This window comes from Prauserella marina, assembly GCF_002240355.1.
GTDB classification, from domain to species: domain Bacteria; phylum Actinomycetota; class Actinomycetes; order Mycobacteriales; family Pseudonocardiaceae; genus Prauserella_A; species Prauserella_A marina.
The window spans coordinates 3812797-3829077 of sequence record NZ_CP016353.1; the positions used below are offsets into that span (position 1 = coordinate 3812797).

15 protein-coding genes are annotated in these 16281 nt (G+C 68.4%); 4 read left to right on the plus strand and 11 right to left on the minus strand.

Features of this window, described 5'->3' with window-relative positions; translation table 11 throughout:
- Positions 1 to 33 precede the first annotated feature (33 nt).
- The 5 genes from BAY61_RS32960 to BAY61_RS17910 form a co-directional block, all read right to left on the minus strand.
- A complete protein-coding gene (locus tag BAY61_RS32960; protein WP_143021422.1) occupies positions 34 to 414 on the minus strand; it encodes a hypothetical protein in 381 nt (126 codons plus the stop codon).
- Positions 415 to 746: 332 nt separating this feature from the next.
- Positions 747 to 1130, minus strand: a complete 384-nt coding sequence (locus BAY61_RS17895; RefSeq protein WP_091808716.1) for a DUF2255 family protein — start codon at positions 1128 to 1130, stop codon at positions 747 to 749.
- A 117-nt stretch (positions 1131 to 1247) separates the two neighbouring features.
- Positions 1248 to 3425, minus strand: a complete 2178-nt coding sequence (locus tag BAY61_RS17900; protein WP_170140268.1) for an AfsR/SARP family transcriptional regulator — start codon at positions 3423 to 3425, stop codon at positions 1248 to 1250.
- A 173-nt stretch (positions 3426 to 3598) separates the two neighbouring features.
- Positions 3599 to 4396 (minus strand): IclR family transcriptional regulator domain-containing protein, encoded by a 798-nt coding sequence (locus tag BAY61_RS17905; RefSeq protein ID WP_245865178.1) that lies wholly within the window; start codon positions 4394 to 4396, stop codon positions 3599 to 3601.
- 31 nt (positions 4397 to 4427) lie between these two features.
- Positions 4428 to 5606, minus strand: coding sequence for an FAD-dependent monooxygenase (locus tag BAY61_RS17910; protein WP_170140269.1), 1179 nt, complete (start codon positions 5604 to 5606; stop codon positions 4428 to 4430).
- A gap of 362 nt (positions 5607 to 5968) precedes the next feature.
- On the opposite strand from BAY61_RS17910, the gene BAY61_RS17915 reads away from it, so the two are divergent.
- Both BAY61_RS17915 and BAY61_RS17920 read left to right on the plus strand, forming a co-directional pair.
- The gene (locus tag BAY61_RS17915) at positions 5969 to 7216 is read left to right on the plus strand and encodes a bile acid:sodium symporter family protein (RefSeq protein ID WP_091808722.1); all 1248 of its coding nucleotides are present in this window, start codon (positions 5969 to 5971) and stop codon (positions 7214 to 7216) included.
- 74 nt (positions 7217 to 7290) lie between these two features.
- A complete protein-coding gene (locus tag BAY61_RS17920) occupies positions 7291 to 7572 on the plus strand; it encodes a PspA/IM30 family protein (RefSeq protein WP_245865179.1) in 282 nt (93 codons plus the stop codon).
- A gap of 19 nt (positions 7573 to 7591) precedes the next feature.
- On the opposite strand, the gene BAY61_RS17925 is transcribed toward BAY61_RS17920, so the two are convergent.
- Positions 7592 to 8176, minus strand: coding sequence for a CGNR zinc finger domain-containing protein (locus BAY61_RS17925; protein ID WP_091808724.1), 585 nt, complete (start codon positions 8174 to 8176; stop codon positions 7592 to 7594).
- 647 nt (positions 8177 to 8823) lie between these two features.
- Here BAY61_RS17925 and BAY61_RS17930 point away from each other — a divergent pair.
- The gene (locus tag BAY61_RS17930) at positions 8824 to 9399 is read left to right on the plus strand and encodes a dihydrofolate reductase family protein (RefSeq protein ID WP_091808726.1); all 576 of its coding nucleotides are present in this window, start codon (positions 8824 to 8826) and stop codon (positions 9397 to 9399) included.
- A 54-nt stretch (positions 9400 to 9453) separates the two neighbouring features.
- Here BAY61_RS17930 and BAY61_RS17935 read toward each other — a convergent pair whose 3' ends face one another.
- On the minus strand, positions 9454 to 9867 hold the full coding sequence (locus BAY61_RS17935) for a hypothetical protein (protein WP_143021423.1): 414 nt from the start codon (positions 9865 to 9867) through the stop codon (positions 9454 to 9456).
- A 259-nt stretch (positions 9868 to 10126) separates the two neighbouring features.
- On the opposite strand from BAY61_RS17935, the gene BAY61_RS17940 reads away from it, so the two are divergent.
- A complete protein-coding gene (locus tag BAY61_RS17940; RefSeq protein WP_245865182.1) occupies positions 10127 to 12055 on the plus strand; it encodes a calcineurin-like phosphoesterase C-terminal domain-containing protein in 1929 nt (642 codons plus the stop codon).
- Between the two features lie 33 nt (positions 12056 to 12088).
- Here the strand turns inward: BAY61_RS17940 and BAY61_RS17945 are convergent, their stop codons facing one another.
- From BAY61_RS17945 to BAY61_RS17960, 4 genes are read right to left on the minus strand one after another with little or no spacing between them, the layout of a single operon-like run.
- A complete protein-coding gene (locus BAY61_RS17945; RefSeq protein WP_091808729.1) occupies positions 12089 to 12934 on the minus strand; it encodes an enoyl-CoA hydratase in 846 nt (281 codons plus the stop codon).
- Positions 12935 to 12956: 22 nt separating this feature from the next.
- A complete protein-coding gene (locus tag BAY61_RS17950; RefSeq protein WP_091808731.1) occupies positions 12957 to 13718 on the minus strand; it encodes an SDR family NAD(P)-dependent oxidoreductase in 762 nt (253 codons plus the stop codon).
- Between the two features lie 51 nt (positions 13719 to 13769).
- The gene (locus tag BAY61_RS17955; RefSeq protein WP_091808732.1) at positions 13770 to 15329 is read right to left on the minus strand and encodes an AMP-binding protein; all 1560 of its coding nucleotides are present in this window, start codon (positions 15327 to 15329) and stop codon (positions 13770 to 13772) included.
- A gap of 15 nt (positions 15330 to 15344) precedes the next feature.
- Entirely contained in the window at positions 15345 to 16253 is a 909-nt protein-coding gene (locus BAY61_RS17960) for an SMP-30/gluconolactonase/LRE family protein (RefSeq protein ID WP_091808734.1), read from the minus strand.
- Between the last annotated feature and the right edge of the window lie 28 nt (positions 16254 to 16281).

Genomic DNA, 16281 nt, shown 5'->3' on the forward strand with positions numbered 1-16281 from the left:
ATCGTCCACATCGGACGATTCTGTTCGGTGCGTCTAGTGCTGCGTCCCATGAGGCGGATCGCACTCGTGCACGAGCCACCGTGACCGCGTGTGATCCCAGGACACCCGCACCCACGTCGCCGGGTCCGGCCGCACGCGCACGCGTTCGAGCTGTTGCGCCATCGGCAGGGTCATCGTCGCCGGTATGCGCAGAACGACCCTGGCCTCTTCCGACACGAGCGTGAGCGTCCCGGTTTCCTTGATCTCCGCCTTCGCCTTGTCCCGTTCCCGCTTGGACAACACCCTCTTGAGCTTGGCGTAGACGTCCTCGCCGCTCTTGGTCGCGATCGCCTGCACCAACGGCAACAGGGTCGAGCCTGCCAGTGCCCCGAGCAGCACATCGGCAACACCGCGATCCGGATCACCATCGGTCATGGTGTTCATGATGCCGCGGCTCACGCGCCGACATGCACGAACGCGGCCCGAAGTTCCGCCGACTCGGGCCCGTGGATCCCGACGTGCTCCCCTCGTGTCACCGGACAGCCATCGCACCCAGCGCGCGATAGTATCGGCTCCGCGAACGATTCGGTAGGCGTTTTCGCCGTTCCGGTTTTCCGGAATGAAATCCGGATTCCTGATGCCCACGGAATCCGCGCCGGAAAACGTCCGCCCGTGCCTGTTCTGCCCGGTGGGCGACAAGAGGAAACGATCGCCCCGGTGTTCTCGGTCCTTGACAATCCTCATTGGACACTCAAGGCCGGGAGATCTTACCGGGGAACCAGTTTGAGCGTCGCGGATCGCGCCTCGCCGCTGATGACGGAACCGACGATGTCGCTGGGATAGCGGGCGTACTTGGCTTGGTACGCGGCGTCGAGGGTGTCCTGGATGCGCTCGGTGTCGCCGTCGACGTTCTCGAAGATCACGTCCTTTGCGACACCGCCCGCCTCGACATGTCCCTCGTGGCGTCTCGTCGCCGCGCGGAACCAAGCCGCTCCGGGACCGTTGACCGCCCGCACGTACAGCTCGTCACCGTCGCGGACGACCCACACCGGCACCGGTTTGCGCAGGGATCCGTCACCGAGGGTGGGTGCGATCTCCATTTCGTCCGATTCGTCGATCCGGCCGAGTTCGTCGCGTGTCCATGCCGCCATTGACGTTGCTCCTCTCCGGCTGAGGGCGCGCAGATGCCCGCACCGGGGATTGCCAGACCTCGGCGGGATAATCAGCCGCCACCGCGAGTGTCCTTACCCTCACTCTCCAGAGTGAACTCACGGTGCGCCGTGCCCGCTACGCGACAGCAGGGCGGGACGGTGCTGCCGGGACGCCGCGGCGCGGGCCAGTTCGTGCACCGTGTTCGCGTCCTCGGGGTAGGAGCGGAGGTAGCCGGCGAGGATGCCCGACAACAGGACCGGCACGTGTGGCTGGTCGTCGGCGGCGGCGAACCGCGCCAGCGCCACCAGGTTCGGGCGCTCGTGGTCCAGCCACCACAACGCCGTCTCCCTGTCCGGTAGCGCTGGAAGGGCGTAATCGTCCGAAGGAGGCTGCGGCCGGGGCACGACGGGATCGGGGTCGAGTACGTTCATCGCGGCCGTTGCCGCGCACAGGTAGTAGTCGATCAGTCTCGCGCGGGCGGCGCGGCGCTCCTCCGCCGAATGCCGGTCGTGAGCCAGTTCGGTGGTGTAGGCCCTGAGCAGGTCGTGCATCCGGTAGGACCCCGGAGCCGGGGCGCGGTCGACGAGATGCGCGGAGGCCAGCTCATCGAAGCAGCGCTCCACGACCGATTTCGGTGCGCCGGAGAGCGCGGCGAGCGTCAGGACGCACACGAGCCTGCCGGGGTGGAGACCGCACATCCGGAAGATCAGCGCCGCGTCGGCGGGCAGCCTGCGGTAGGACCACGAGAACACCGCGCGCACCGATGCCTGCTCGTCGTCGCCGACGGCCAGCGCGTCGAGCACGCCGCAGGCGGCCTGGTCCGTCGCGAGTTCCGCGACCAGGTCGGCCACCGTCGCACTGTGCCGTTCGCGCATCAGTTCCGCCGCGATCCGCAGGGCAAGCGGCAACCGGGCGCACCGCTCGATCAACGCGGCGGTGACGCGCGGAGCCAGGTGGCCGCGGGGCGAGTCGCCGGTCAGCACCCGTAGCAGCTCGCCTGCCTCCGCCGTGGACAGCCGGTCGAGACCGAGCCGGTGCGCGCCGTCTCTGACCCCGAGGCCGGTGAGTGCGTCCCTGCTGGTGATCAATACGAACACCGACGACGTTCCCGGCAGCAGTGGCCGCACCTGGTCGGCGGTGTGCGCGTTGTCCAGCAACAACAGCATCCGCCTTCCTTCGACCAGGGTGCGGAATCTGGCGGCGAGTTCGGGCAGGCGCCGAGGCAGCCGATCGCGCTCTTCCCCCAGCGCCAGCAGGAAGCCGGTCAGCACATCCTCCGGCGGAACCGGTTTAGCCGGCCCGTAACCGCAGAGGTCGACGTAGAGCTGACCGTCGGCGAACCGGCCGCGTTCGCGCCGTCCCCATCGCACGGCGAGCGCCGTCTTGCCGACCCCCGCCGTACCGACGATGGCCACGATCGACGCGGCCTCGGCCTGCTCGGCCGAGCTCGCCGTCACGTCGGCCAGCCGGTCGAGAGCCGCGATTTCCTTGTCCCTGCCGGTGAATCCGCGCGCGTTCGGCGGCAGTTGCGCTGGTGCCTCTCGTCTGGCGGGGCCGGGCACGTGCGACGGCCCGCTTTCTCCGGCGAGGATCCGCGCGTGCAGGGAACACAGTTCGGGGCCCGGTTCGATGCCCACCTCGTCGATCAGCCTGCGGCGAGCGTCGCGGAAGACCCGCAGCGCCTCGGCCTGCCTTCCCCCTCTGCTCAGCGCCGTCATGAGCAGCGCGGGAAACCGCTCGCGCAAGGGATGTCTCGACACCGCGTCGGCAAGTTCCGCCGTCACCGTCGCGCTGCGCCCGCAAGCCAGTTCGGCCTCGAACCTGTCCTCCATGGCGGCGAGCCGGAGGTCGGACAACCTCGCCGACTCCTCGGCGACCAGGTCCGTGTCGATGCCCTCGTAGGGCAGCCCGCGCCACAGCCGCAACGCGGCCCGCAGGGCCCCGGCTCTGCGCTCGGGATCGGCGAGGGCCTCGGCCTCCGCGACGAGAGTGGTGAACCGGTCGGCGTCCAGTTCACCCTCGTGGATCCGCAACAGGTAACCAGCCGGCCCGTACACCAGGCGGCTCGCGTCGTCGAGCAGCAGCCGCAGCCGGTGGACCTGCACGTGCAGCCTGCCGACCGCTTTGTCGTCGTGCGCGCGGCCCCAGAGGGCTTCGGCAAGCGCGCCGACCGACACTTGCTCGTTGGCGCGGGCGAGCAGCACGCCCAACAGTGTTTGCCGCAGCCGTCCCGGCGGTGCCACGGCGTCGCCGTGTCGCGCGATCCGGATGGGCCCGAGGACTTGGAACAACACCGTCAGCACCTCCCCCAAACAGGAGGAGGGTAACACCGCGCGCCGGTCCGGCGTGGCCGGAACGGCAACCCGGCCGACATTCCCGGACGTCGCTCCCGAATCCACAGTGGACATATCGAATCCGACGATGGAGCAATTCCACTGTGGACGTCGGTTCTGGCATGCGCCGGAGGTCAGAGCATCCGGCTCAGTCCCTCGGCCTGACGTCGCAGCACGGGCAGGAACTTGCCGCGCATCTCGTCGATCGAGGCTCGCGCGGTGAAGGTACTCGCCGTCATGGCCGCGCGGACGGCACCGGAGGAGTCGGTCACCGGGACGGCCATCGACCGCACACCCAGTTCCAGTTCCTCGTTGGTGAACGCGACGCCCTCGACGCGGGCCAGTTCGATCCGGCTGCGGATCTCCGGGATCGTCATCAGCGTGTTCGGGGTGGTGCGCACCGGCGTGCAGGATTCGAGGTATGACTCCAGTTCCGCCTCGGAGAGGCCGGTGAGCAGCACTCGCCCCGAGGCCGACGCGTAGGCGGGCATCTGCGCGCCGAGCCGGACGCCGGTGTTGACGATGCGCTGCACCTCCGCCCTCGCCACGATCAACGCCGAACCGTCCTCGTACACGGCCACGGAGACCGACTCGGTGAGCTCGTCGCGGGCCGCGAGCACGAACGGCTGGGCCAGCGAGGGCAGCCCCGCCGCCTCCAGGTACGCGGCGCCGAGCCGCATCATGCGCGGGGTCGGCCGGAAGTACCCGCCGTCCTGCTGGAGGTAACCGAGTTCGCGCAGGGTCAGCAGGCAACGACGGGCGGCGGCCGGGGTGATCCCGGTGGCCTTGGCCGCGTCGGTCACCGTCAACTGGGAACGATGCGCCGTGAACGCTTCGACGATGGCGAGACCTTTCGCCAGTCCCGCCATCCCCTCCGGCTGCCTGCCACCCTTGGCTTCCTGATCCGTTCCGCCCGCTCGTGTTGTCGCCACGGTTTCGTTATACGAAAACTCGCCGGATTGTTCAAGCGCTCGCGAACTCACCCGCGCGCAGTTCGACGTCGTGGTCGTACAGCCACGCGCGCAACTCCCCCGACGACGCGATCTCGGCGTCACGCTGGCGAAGATCCTCGTACTGCGAGTCGTACCTGCGGCCGTTGGCGCGGGCGCCCTCCTGGACCTTCGCCGTGCGGGGCCTGCGGAATTCCTCGTAGGAGCGCAGCGCGCCCCGCACGTCCCGCCTGCTCTTGCCCGCGAGCAGCACCGCCAGCGCGACGCCGTCCTCGATGGCCTGGTTGGCGCCTTGCCCGAGGTGAGGCAGCATCGGATGCGCGGCGTCGCCGAGCAGTGTCAGCCTGCCGTTCGTCCACGCCGTGAGCGGTTCCCTGTCGTAGAGCCCCCACCAATAGGTGGTCTCGACGCGTGCGAGCAGGCGCTCGACGAGCGGGTCCCAGCCCGCGAACGCCGCGCGCAGCGCGTCCGGGTCGCCCTTGCCGGACCAGGTCTCCTCGGCGACCTCGGCGCTGGGCAGGAAGCCGACGTAGTTCAGCAGCTCGCCACCGCGTACCGGGTAGACCATGAAGTGCTGCTGCTGGCCCATCCACACCAGATGCGCGTCGCGGGGCCATTCCGGTACGAGCCGGGAGGCGATCAGGCCGCGGTAGGCGACGTGGCCCGAGTACACCGGCGCGGCGGGGTCGACGACGTGGCTCTGCAACACGGAGTGGATGCCGTCGGCGGCGACCACGACGTCGGCCTCCGCCGTCTCGCCGTCGCCGAAGCGCAGCAGCGCGCCGTCCTCGTTCTGCTCGAAGCCGGTGCAGCGGTGCCCCGTGCGGACCACGCCGGAGGGCAGCCCCTCGGCGAGCGCGCCGAGCAAGTCGGCGCGGTGCATGCCGTACACACCGTGGACACCGGCGGTGTCGCTGGTCCGGATCGGGCCGACGGTGGCACCGTCGGGCCTGCAATAGCGCGAGCCGTCACCGATCCGGCCGCCGAGCCGGGTCATGACGTCGCCAAGCCCCATCCTGTCGAGCTGCCGCACGCTGTTGGGGGTGATCAGCACGCCCGCCCCGACCTCGCCCAGTTCCGCGGCCTGCTCGTAGACGGTGACCTCGACGTCGCGCCTTGCCAGCGCGTTGGCGGCCGCGAGGCCACCGATTCCGCCGCCGACGATCGCCACCCGCACCCGGTCGTTCCCCATGACACCTCTCCATCGTTCGAATATCGAAACTCGTTCGATTTTGTCCAACGTAGAATGGGCTGATGCTCGCTGTCAACGTCGGCCCACGTCAGGGATCTGCAAAAGCGTGTTTGAGCTGGCTGTCGAGGATCGGCGTCTTGACAGAGCAGTGTCATCCTGCATGATGTTATTCGAATTTCGTTACAGCTTTCGCTATTCGAAATCTGGGTACGCGGGAGGACGACGGCCGACGCAGGCCGCGAGGAGGATGCAATGGCGCAGCTCATGACGACCCCGGCGAGGACACCGGGCGGTCTACCGGACCGGGAGTGCCTCGCGAACGCGGAGCGCTCCGCCATCGCGACCGGAAGGGCGGGCACGCGATGAGCACCACGGCACCGAAGCGGCGCGCGTCGAGGGGACTCAAGCTCGCCTCCTACGCCGCGCTCGTTCTCGGCGCGCTGATCCCCTTGGGCACGTCGGGGTTCACCGGGATGCCGCTGTCCGAACACCCCGCAGCCCTCGTCGGCAACATCGCGCTGTGGATCGCGGGACTCGTGCTGGCCTACCGCGCGTTCGTGGTCGACAAAGACTTCCCCGCCGAGCGCAAGACCTGGCAGCGGATCTGTTTCTTCATCACGACCGGCTCGGCGACCCTGCTCATGCTGGGGATGACGTTCGGGTTCACCTATCACCCGAGCATCGGGACCTCGTTCTTCGGCACCAACTTCACGACCGTCCTGATGATCACGCTCGTCGTGATGGGCGTGCAGATCACGCTCGCCGACTGGAAGGCCGTCGTCAAGGACGCCAAAGTGGTCTCGCTCGTCGTGCTCGTTCGCTGGCTGGTCATGCCGCTGACCGGCTACTGCGTGTCGTTTCTCGTGTTCCAGCTCTTCCTTTCCCCCGAGATCGCGGGCAGCCTCGCGATCGGGATGATGCTGCTGTGCACGTCGCCACCGGGCGCCGCGTCCAACAGCCTCACCCTCATCAGCAAGGGCGACCTCGCGCTTTCGGTCTCGGCGACCACCATCAACGTGCTCATCGCGCCGTTCCTGCAGCCACTGCTCATCAAGCTGTTCGTCGGCGGGACAGCCAACGTCGACACCGCCGGCATGTTCATCGACCTCGTCGGATTCGTGCTCGCCCCGGTCGTGCTGGCCAGCGTCTTCGGCGCGCTCTTCCCCCGGTTCGTCGTCAAGATCAAGCCCGTGCTCGGCCCGCTGGCCGTCGTCTCGCTCGCCTGTGTGCTCATGGGCACGATCTCCAAGGGCGCGGAGACCATTCTCGCCAACCTCAACGTGCTGCCCTACGTGCTCGTCGCCTGCGTCATCCAGGGCCTCGCGGGACTCACCCTCGGCTACTACCTGCCGAAGTACCTCGGCTTCACCCGCGAGCAGCGCATCGCGTCGAGTTTCGAAGTGGGCGTCGAGAACGCCGCCATCGCTCCCGCGCTCGCCGCGACGTACTTCAACCCGCTGGCCATCGTGCCCGCGATCGTCTACGGCAAAACGCAGAACATCCTGGCCGTCACCATCTTCGTCCGCAAGTTCCAGCGCGAGAACGAGGCCAAGGAGAAGGCGGAGAACATGGAGAAGACAGGCGAGGTCTCGGTGTCTGCCGAATCGTGAACCCGCGTGCGCATCGACCCTGACGCGATCGCCGCGTTAGGGTCGAGGCACGCAGGCAGGACGGAGAGCCGACCATGAACGACCCCACTCGCGACAACGAAGCCGCAGGTACGCGGCCGTGGCAGGACGGCATGCCAGAGGGTGCCGAGCCGGACTACACCGCCGACGGCATGCCGACGTTCGACTATGTGCGAGGCAAGATCGAACAGCGCTCCGCGACGGCCGAGGCGAGCGGAGAACTCGCCGGGCTCGGCACCGGAAGGAGCCTCGCCGACGAGGACAAGAAAATCGCCGACCGCAAGCAGGCGGCCAAGGACAAGCTGGCCGAGATCCGCGAGTCGATGCGCGACCGCTGACCACCGCACCGCCCGGCGCTCAGGCGTGCTGGGCTTTGTGCCGCTGGTAGTAGCGGGCCACCCTGGCCCTGTTGCCGCACAACGTCGGTGAGCACCAGCGCCGTCGTGGATGCGCGGGCAGGAACAGCAGCACGCAGAACGACGCGTCGCATTCCCTGATCTTCATGACGTCGGAGCTGGTGAGCAGCTCGGCGGCCGCCTCGGCGACGCGCGAGGCGATCGCGGCGGCCGCGCTCCCTTTCCTGTGCGTGAGCGCGCGGAGATTCCCTTCCCGCACAACGAGTTCGCTGACGGCCGGCGCCCCGCGCAGCGCGGTGTTGATTCCGGCCAGCGCGCGTGCCGAGGGCACCGCGCCGCCTCGTGCCGACTCGATCGCGGACGCGACGTATTCGCGCACCTTGTGCAGGGTGGCGATGTCGGCCGCCGACACCGCGCTGACGTCGATGGCGCCGAGGTCGGGGAACCGCCCGGCCTCGCAGTCGAGCCAGGTTCGCAGGTGGGCGCGCGTCGCGAGCAGGTCGACGGGCCCGTCCGGGGTGTTCGCGGCGGTGTTGACGAAGTCAAGAGCCAAGGGTTCGCCGGTCAGCGCCACAAGCTCAGCCATGAAGCCAGATTAGCCGAACGGGCTCGGGCGGCGGACCAGGCACCCGTCGTTTGCGGGGCAGTGACCTGACTGATACAACTAATGCCACGAGTTACCGGATATGCATGTGACATCGTCGAAGGTCCGCCGGTGCCGATGCCGTGGTCGTTCCGTCGCTTGTGGACACTCCCGGCGACGTCGTCAGCGTGTCCGGCTCGGGTCCCGGTCCGCCGAGCTGGGGGTTCGGCGGGCCGGGAAACCGGTACTCGCTGCCCCGGCGGCGATGCGTTGCCTGCTCGGGATCCACAGTGGACATCAACAAGTGGACACCGCGCCGATTCGAAGGGCACCGAACTCGCGAGCGATATCGCCGAGCTGTGGTCCGACGTACTCCACATGGGACTCGCCGCCGCGGTCGAACGCTTCCGACCCTCCGAGGAGGAACAGGGCGCGCGCCTGACGCGCCCGTCGCCTGCGGGTCGCCGGTCCGTGCCCAGCCCCTGTCGCCGTCGGGAACGACGACCCCGTGCGCGGCGGGTTGGAGCGCGGGGCCGGAGGGTGCAGGATCGGCTCGGCGAATCTTCTCGGCGCGAGGTGTCGATTCCGGTGACTCCCGTTCGACGCACCGACGAGAACACCCGAAACACGAAACACCTGAGGAGCTTCCTATGCGTACCCTGATCGCCACCGCGTTCGTCTCGCTCGACGGCGTCATGGAGGCACCGGGCGGAGAGCCCGGTTACCGCAATTCCGGCTGGACGTTCCAGGGCATCGAGTTCGACGAGAGCGCCTACGAGATCAAGGGCCGCGAGCAGGACGAAGCGAGCGCCATGCTCCTCGGCAGGATCAGCTACCAGGCGTTTTCCCCGGTGTGGCCGACGATGACCGAGGAGTTCCCCGGCTACAACGCGATGCCGAAGTACGTCGTGTCGACCACGCTCAAGGACGAAGACCTCGTGTCCGGCTGGGGTGAAATCACCATCCTGCGCTCGCTGGAGGACGTCGCCGCGCTCAGGGACACCGAGGGCGGCCCGATCAGCATCCACGGCAGCTCGACGCTGGTTCGCGGCCTCGCCGACGCCGGTCTCATCGACCGCTACCACCTGCTGGTCTTCCCTGTCCTGCTGGGCGCGGGCAAGCGGATGTTCAGCGACACCGACAAGGACAAGCAGGCCCTCGCCCTCGTGGAAAGCGAGTCCTATTCCAATGGGATCCAGAAACTGGTTTACGACGTGGTCCGCTGAGCCGGTCGCGGTGGTCCGGTCCAGAACGAGGCCGGGCCGGACCACCGCGATGCCTTACGGATACCTGACCTCGACTGGCGGGGTGAGCGAGAGCATGCTCCGGTAGCTTCCACCCGTCACCGCCGCGTGTGCCTTGGTGTAGTGGGTGGCGCCACCGCCGTAGGCCGTGCTGTTGGAACCGTGGAAGCTGCCGTTGCTGTTGTAGACGGAGAAATGCGGCGCGAAACCGTTGGTCGCGCGGCCCCAGTAGTAGGTCTTGCCTCCGCAGGTGCCCCTCCTCACCTGTACGACACCACCGCCGACCAGGCCGTTGCTCTTCTGGGCAACGGTGGTCGCGTTGGTGCAGTTCTTGCCGGGATCGGCCAGCCAGTTGTGTGCCGATGCCGTTCCCGCCGTGCCGACCATCGTGGCCGCGACGACCGCCGCGGCGCCGGTCAGCACACCGAACCGGCGAATGCTGCTCTTCACGTGCGTCCTCCTCGTGTTTCCCCAGGTCCGCCGACCCGCGGACCAGCCACGATCGCAGCGGGACTTTCGCGCCGCTTTCCCACTCGCGAAAGCGATCCACAATGGACGTACGGCGAGCGCCACCACGTCACCATCCGGCAACACGCCGTACGCCCCGGCGTCACCGGCCACCGCCGGTCGTGTTCATCGTCGTCCGGAAAAGTCGCCTTCGCCGGTCAGGGTGGCCGGCGTCTGTCCCCGACTCACCGGAGAACAGTGCATGTTGAGGTCCACAGAATCCGAACGCCCCTGGCGTGCGAACCGGGAAAAACACGGCAAGCGCGCGGCCATGGCCGCGGGCGGTGCCCTCGTCATCGCCGCCACCACCGTGCTCACCGCTCCCGTCGCGGGCAGCGCGCCCGGCACGCCGGAATCGAAGTCGTGGAACAACACCGCCTACCGAGGTCAGGTCGAGGTGGTCCGCACCGCCGAAGGACCCGCCGATCCCTCCGTGCTGACCGGAAGGGTGTTCGTCGACGACAACCGCGATAGCGTCAGCGACCGGCGGGAGCGCGGTCTCGCCGGAGTGACCGTCTCCAACGGACGTGATGTCGTGACCACCGGCCGCGATGGCAGCTACCGCCTTCCCGTCCACGACAACATGACCGTGTTCGTCACTCAGCCCTCGGGCTATCAGGTGCCGGTCGACGAGTCGAACGTCGCGCAATTCCATTACAACCACCTTCCCGAGGGGTCGCCGCAGCTGCGCTACGGCGGCATCGAGCCGACCGGCCCGCTGCCGGACGCGGTCAACTTCCCCGTCGTGAAGAGCAAGGACACCGCCGCGCGCAAACAGCACTGCGTGATGGCCGGTGACCTCCAGACCTACGACAAGACCGAGGTGGAGTACGCGCGCAAGGGCGCCATCGCCGACCTCGCCGGGCGCACCGATTACCGTGGCTGCGGCACTCTGTTCGTCGGTGACGTCGTGGGCGACGACCTGTCCCTCTACCCCGACGTGAAGGACCTGACGAGCCTCACCAACGGGCCCGCGCGGTTCCTGCCCGGCAACCACGATCTCGACTTCGACGCGACGACGGCTGAGCACTCCTTCGACACCTTCCGCGAGCAACTGGCGCCGGAGTACTACTCCTACGACATCGGCGACATGCACGTCGTCGCGCTGAACACGGTCCGCTACCCATGCACGCCCGACGTCGACAACGCCGACGGCGCACGCCCGGAATGCGACGACCCCGAAAACGATCCGCGCTACAACGGCCGGATCGGCGACGCGCAGCTCCAGTGGCTCAAGGACGACCTCGCGAAGGTCGGCAAGGACAAGCTCGTCGTGGTCGCGGGCCACATCGGGCTGCTGAACTTCGCCGACAACGCCAGCTCGATCCACCAGGTCGACCAGGTACGCGAGGTGTACGACCTGCTCAAGGGCCGCAAGGCGGTCGCCGTGTCAGGGCACAGCCACTCCATCGAGAACATGAAGCGCGGCGATCTCGTCGAGGGCTGGGCCGACCTGTTCGGCATCGAGGGCCTGCCGTTCCCGCACATCACCGCGGGCGCGATCTCCGGTGACTGGTATTCGGGCGAGGTCACCGAGGACGGCTACCCGGTCGCCGTCGGCCGTGACGGCGGACGTCCCGGCGTCGTCACCCTCGACGTCAACGGCACCAGGTTCGCCGAGCGCTACACGGTGACGGGCGAGAAGGACAGCGTGCAGACCCAGCTCGGCCTGAACAGCCCGGCCTACCGCCAGTGGTATGCCGACCGGCAGGAGTGGAACGAGACACCGGAGGGCGAGGCACCCGAGCTCGGGGATCCGTTTGTGCTCGACAGGGCCGACCTGACCGGGACGACCTGGCTCACCACCAACTTCTGGATGGGTGCCACGGGTTCGAAGGTCACCGTCCGGCTCGACGGCGGGCGCCCGCTTCCCGCGACACGCACGCAGCCGATGCGGGGCGAGGCGCAGCGCTCCGGCGCCGAATGGTCCGATCCGCACGCCGCGGCCCAGCAACTCGTCAACGGCGGCAGCCTCGCCGACCGCTCGATGCACCTGTGGCGATTCGAACTACCCGCCGATCTCGCGGAGGGCCGTCACCGCGCCCACGTCACGGCGACCGATTCGCACGGAAGGAGCTACACCGACACCGTGACGTTCCGGGTCGTCGAGGAAAAACAGGGCAACGCGTAGGAACGAAAGCGCCGGGCCCTCGGGCCCGGCGCTTCACTCTGGTGACCCGCCTCGCGCGTCGTTCCTGATCACCGCGGCGCCTCGCGGGTCGACAAGACCACCGTGCAGACGGTGATTGTGGTTGTGCGCGAGCTGGTGGGTGGCGAAAGCGGCCTCGACGGCCGCCCGCTGGCCCTGTAAGTCGAGTCCCTGGTTGATCGACCGTTTGGCGAGCCGGATCCCGAAGGCGGGCCTGCGGGCGATCCTGCTCGCGAGGTTCATGGTGGTGGTTTCGAGTTCGTCGACGGGAACGACGTGGTTGACCATGCCGATCTCGTGGGCCTGCTTGGCGGTGATCCGCTCCCCGGTGAACAGCATCTCCTTGGCCCTGCGGGCACCCAGTTCCCACAGGTGCGTGAAGTACTCCGCGCCGTTCATGTCGAAAGCCACCACCGGATCGACGAACGAGGCGTCGTCGGCCGCGACGATCAGGTCGCACGGCCACACCAGCATCAGCCCTCCGCCGATGACCCTGCCCCGCACCTCGGCGATCGTGGGAAGAGGCAGGTCCCGCCAGCGCAGGCACAGCCCGGTGAACAGTTCCTCTTCGGTGGCGAACCAGCCTTCGGCGCCGGGCGCGTCGAACCCGCCCGTCAGCGTCCGGCTCTCGACCCCTTCCATCGACCAGTCGGCGTCGAGATCGTGGCCAGCGGAGAAGTCGGGACCGTCGGCGGCGAGCACGATCACCCGCACTCGCTCGTCACGGACGGCGCGCCGGTAGGCGTCGTCGAGCGCCAGCAGCAGATCCCTGTTCTGCGCGTTGCGTTTCTCCGGCCGTGCCAGCACGATCCTGGCGATGGCGGGTTCGGTGAATTCGTACCGGATCAACTCGGCCGTCATGGGTCCCCTCACGAAAACGGTGTCAGGCGTGGATCGTCGCGCCGTTGTCGAGCACGTGCGCCTGACCGGTGATGAACGAAGCCTCGTCACTGACCAGGTGTGCCGCGACGGCGGCGATCTCGGCGGGTTCGCCCCACCGGCCCTGGCGGCCCGCGACGTAGTCGGCGACGTCGGCGCCGAGCGCCCCGGAAAGAAAGGGAGCACTCGCCGCGGCCGCCCTGGTCCTGATCATCGCGGGCACGATCGCGTTGACGCGGATGCCGTCTGGCCGCAGTTCCAGCGCGGCCGCCCTGGTCAGTGCCTCGACGGCGGCCTTGGACGCCGCGTAGGCCGAGATTCCCGGCCCCGCTCTCCGGCCGACCACCGACGAGGTGTTGAGAATCGCGCCGCCGCCCCGCTCGCGCATCGCGGGGACGGCGGCCCTGATGCCGTGCAGTACACCGCCGAGGTTGACCGCGAACACCCGGTCCCACTCACCGAGGTCGAGATCGGCGACGTTGCCGTTCGCGCCGACGGCGGCGTTGTTGAACAGGATGTCCAGGCCGCCGAATTCGGTGACGGCGCGGTCGACGGCCGCGCCGACCGCGACCGGATCGGCGACGTCACAGTGGACGGTCACCGCGCTGTCGCCGAGCTGCTCGGCGACAGCGCGCAACCCGCGCTCCGACACGTCGGCGAGGACGACCTTCGCCCCTTCGGCGGCGAACCGACGTGCGGTCGCCTCCCCGATGCCGTGTGCGGCACCGGTGACGATCGCGACCTTGTTCCGGAGCCGGGGATACATCGTCTTTCCTTCCCTGTGGTGTCCTTGTGCGTCAGCCGACGGCGGTGCCACTCAGCCTTCGGCGGGTTTCTCCGTGCGGAGTTGTTCGCGCACCTCGCGGCGCAGGATCTTGCCGATCGGCGAGCGAGGCAACGTGTCCACGACGTGGACCGCCGTCACCTTCTTGACCGAGCCGCACTTTTCCCTCGTCCACTCGATCAGGTCCTTTTCGGACGCTTGTTCGCCAGGGACGAGCACGACCGCCGCGTGCGGGGTCTCGCCCCACTTGGGATCGGGAACACCGACGACGGCGGCCTCGGCGACGGCCGGATGCGCGGTGAGCGCGTTCTCCAGTTCCGTCGGCCAGATGTTGTAGCCGCCGGAGATGATGGTGTCCTCCTTGCGGTCGCTCAGGTACAGGAAACCGTCCTCGGACAGGTAACCCATGTCCCTGGTGCGCAACCACCCTTCGGACGTGATCCGTTCCGCCGTGGCCTCTGGCGCGCCCCACAGCTCCCGCATACGGCCTGGGGTGAAACCCGCGATCTCACCGATCTCACCGGCAGGCAGCCGGTTTCCTTCGTCGTCGAGGATGGCGACGTCGGCGTTGGGCGTTGGCCGTCCCGCCGACCGCAGCCAGCGACGCTGTTCGTCGGTGCCGTCGACGACGTGGTGTTCCGGGGCGAGCACCGACAGCGGAAGGCCCTCGCTCTGGCCGTAGATCTGGTACATGATGTTGCCCCACACACCGATCGCCGCCGTCACGGTCGACTCCGGCGCGGGTGCCGTGCCGTACAGGACCGTTTTGAGACTGCTGAGATCGCGGGTCCGCGCGTCGGGATGGTCGGCGACCATCCGCATGATGGTCGGCACGCACAACGTGATGGTCGCCTTCTCGGTCTCGATCAGTTCGAGGAAGCGAGCCGTCTCGTAGGCCGGCATGATGACGCAGGCCGCCCCCGCCGACACCAGCGGCCAGACGAGCAGGCCCGCCGCATGCGACAGCGGGGCCGGAACGAGATACCGGTCGCGCTCGGTGAACCGGGGGACGACCAGTGCCATCTCGTCGCCCATGTCGATCCACCCGCGCACCGTGTGCAGGATGCCCTTCGGCTTGCCCGTCGTACCGGCCGAGAACCGGATCACGTGCGGATCGTCGTCGGCGAGCGGGACGGCGGGGTCCTCAGTGGACGCGGCGGCCAGCCGCTGCTCGTAGCCGTGCGCGATCTCGTGCGAGCCGGGATCGCCGACCACGAACACGACCCGCAACTCCGGCAGGTCCGCCAGCAGCGGCACGATCGCGCCGAAGTACTTCTCCGTGACGATCAGCGCCCGCGCGCCGACGAGATCGAGCAGGTAGTGGTGCCGGTCCGGGGTGTCGTGCCCGTAGAGCGCGCACCGGACATATCCGCCGACGGCGAGCCCCGCGACCTGTTCGAGGCTCTCGAAGGCGTTGTCGCCCAGCATCGCGACCCGGTCACCCGGCCGCACTCCCGCTTCCCGCAACGCGTTGGCGAGCCGGATCGCCCTTTCGAGCAGTTCCGAGTACGTCTGGCCGCGACCTTCGAAGACGACGGCGGTGTTGTCGCCGAACAGGCGGGCACTCTTGCGCAAGCGGCTTGCCGGATCCATTGTGGACCCCTTCCGTCAGGGCCTGCCGCCGTGCGGCACGGCGACCCGCGTCGTTTTGAGCACTGCCTTGTCAGTGTCGGTGCCCTGTGCCGCGGCGAAGAAGTCGGGCACCGAGCACATCAGCAGCGTCCTGCCGTCGTCACCGCCAAGGGCACACGCGTAGATGCCGAGCCCTTCCTCCTCCTTGATCTCCTCCACGATCTTGCCGTGCGGATCGATCCGCACGATGCGCTGGTGTCCCGCGTCGGCCACCCAGATGTTGTCCTCGGCGTCGATGGCGCAGCCGTCCGGCCAGATCTCGGAAGCGGCCATCATCTCCGGCAGCGACGTCAGTCCGGGATCCGCGCCGATCTGCGCGAAGGCCCGCTGATCGGTGAGCGCGCCGTCGTCGCCGATGGTGAACGCGGTGAGGCGCGAGGAGAAGGACTCCGCGACGATGAGCGTGCGGTCGTCGTTGGTGATCACCATGCCGTTGGGGCAGATGACGTTTTCGGCGGCCACGTGTCCGGTGCCGTCCGGGTCGACCCGGTAGATCGCGCCAGGACGAATCTCGTCACCCTGGGCGATGGCGAAGCCGATCGTGCCGACGTAGACCTGGCCCGCCGCGTTGATCACCATGTCGTTGAGCTCGTAGGCACACAGTTCCGAGAGGTCGGCGTAGACGCTGACCTCGCCGTCGGCGGTGCGCCTGAGCAGCGTGCGGTCGTGCATCGACACCACGAGCAGCGAACCGTCGGGCAGCCAGCCGAGCCCGGAGGGATTGCCCTCCACGTGCATGATCTCGGTGCGGTTGCCCTCGGTGTCGTAGGTGCAGACCTTCTTGGCATAGATGTCCGACACCCACCACGTGCCGTCGTGCCAACGGGCTCCCTCGAAGTAATGACCACCACTGGCGAGCAGGTGGACCGGGCTGGTTGTCGTCATGGCGAACGCCTCACTTTCGTGTATTGCC

Excerpts from the sequence above, each read along its gene's own strand:
- BAY61_RS32960 (WP_143021422.1), bottom strand. The coding sequence starts at position 414 with ATGACCGATGGTGATCCGGATCGCGGTGTTGCCGATGTGCTGCTCGGG.
- BAY61_RS17895 (WP_091808716.1), bottom strand. The coding sequence starts at position 1,130 with ATGGCGGCATGGACACGCGACGAACTCGGCCGGATCGACGAATCGGAC.
- BAY61_RS17910 (WP_170140269.1), bottom strand. The coding sequence starts at position 5,606 with ATGGGGAACGACCGGGTGCGGGTGGCGATCGTCGGCGGCGGAATCGGT.
- BAY61_RS17915 (WP_091808722.1), top strand. The coding sequence starts at position 5,969 with ATGAGCACCACGGCACCGAAGCGGCGCGCGTCGAGGGGACTCAAGCTC.
- BAY61_RS17920 (WP_245865179.1), top strand. The coding sequence starts at position 7,291 with ATGAACGACCCCACTCGCGACAACGAAGCCGCAGGTACGCGGCCGTGG.
- BAY61_RS17925 (WP_091808724.1), bottom strand. The coding sequence starts at position 8,176 with ATGGCTGAGCTTGTGGCGCTGACCGGCGAACCCTTGGCTCTTGACTTC.
- BAY61_RS17930 (WP_091808726.1), top strand. The coding sequence starts at position 8,824 with ATGCGTACCCTGATCGCCACCGCGTTCGTCTCGCTCGACGGCGTCATG.
- BAY61_RS17940 (WP_245865182.1), top strand. The coding sequence starts at position 10,127 with ATGTTGAGGTCCACAGAATCCGAACGCCCCTGGCGTGCGAACCGGGAA.
- BAY61_RS17945 (WP_091808729.1), bottom strand. The coding sequence starts at position 12,934 with ATGACGGCCGAGTTGATCCGGTACGAATTCACCGAACCCGCCATCGCC.
- BAY61_RS17950 (WP_091808731.1), bottom strand. The coding sequence starts at position 13,718 with ATGTATCCCCGGCTCCGGAACAAGGTCGCGATCGTCACCGGTGCCGCA.
- BAY61_RS17955 (WP_091808732.1), bottom strand. The coding sequence starts at position 15,329 with ATGGATCCGGCAAGCCGCTTGCGCAAGAGTGCCCGCCTGTTCGGCGAC.
- BAY61_RS17960 (WP_091808734.1), bottom strand. The coding sequence starts at position 16,253 with ATGACGACAACCAGCCCGGTCCACCTGCTCGCCAGTGGTGGTCATTAC.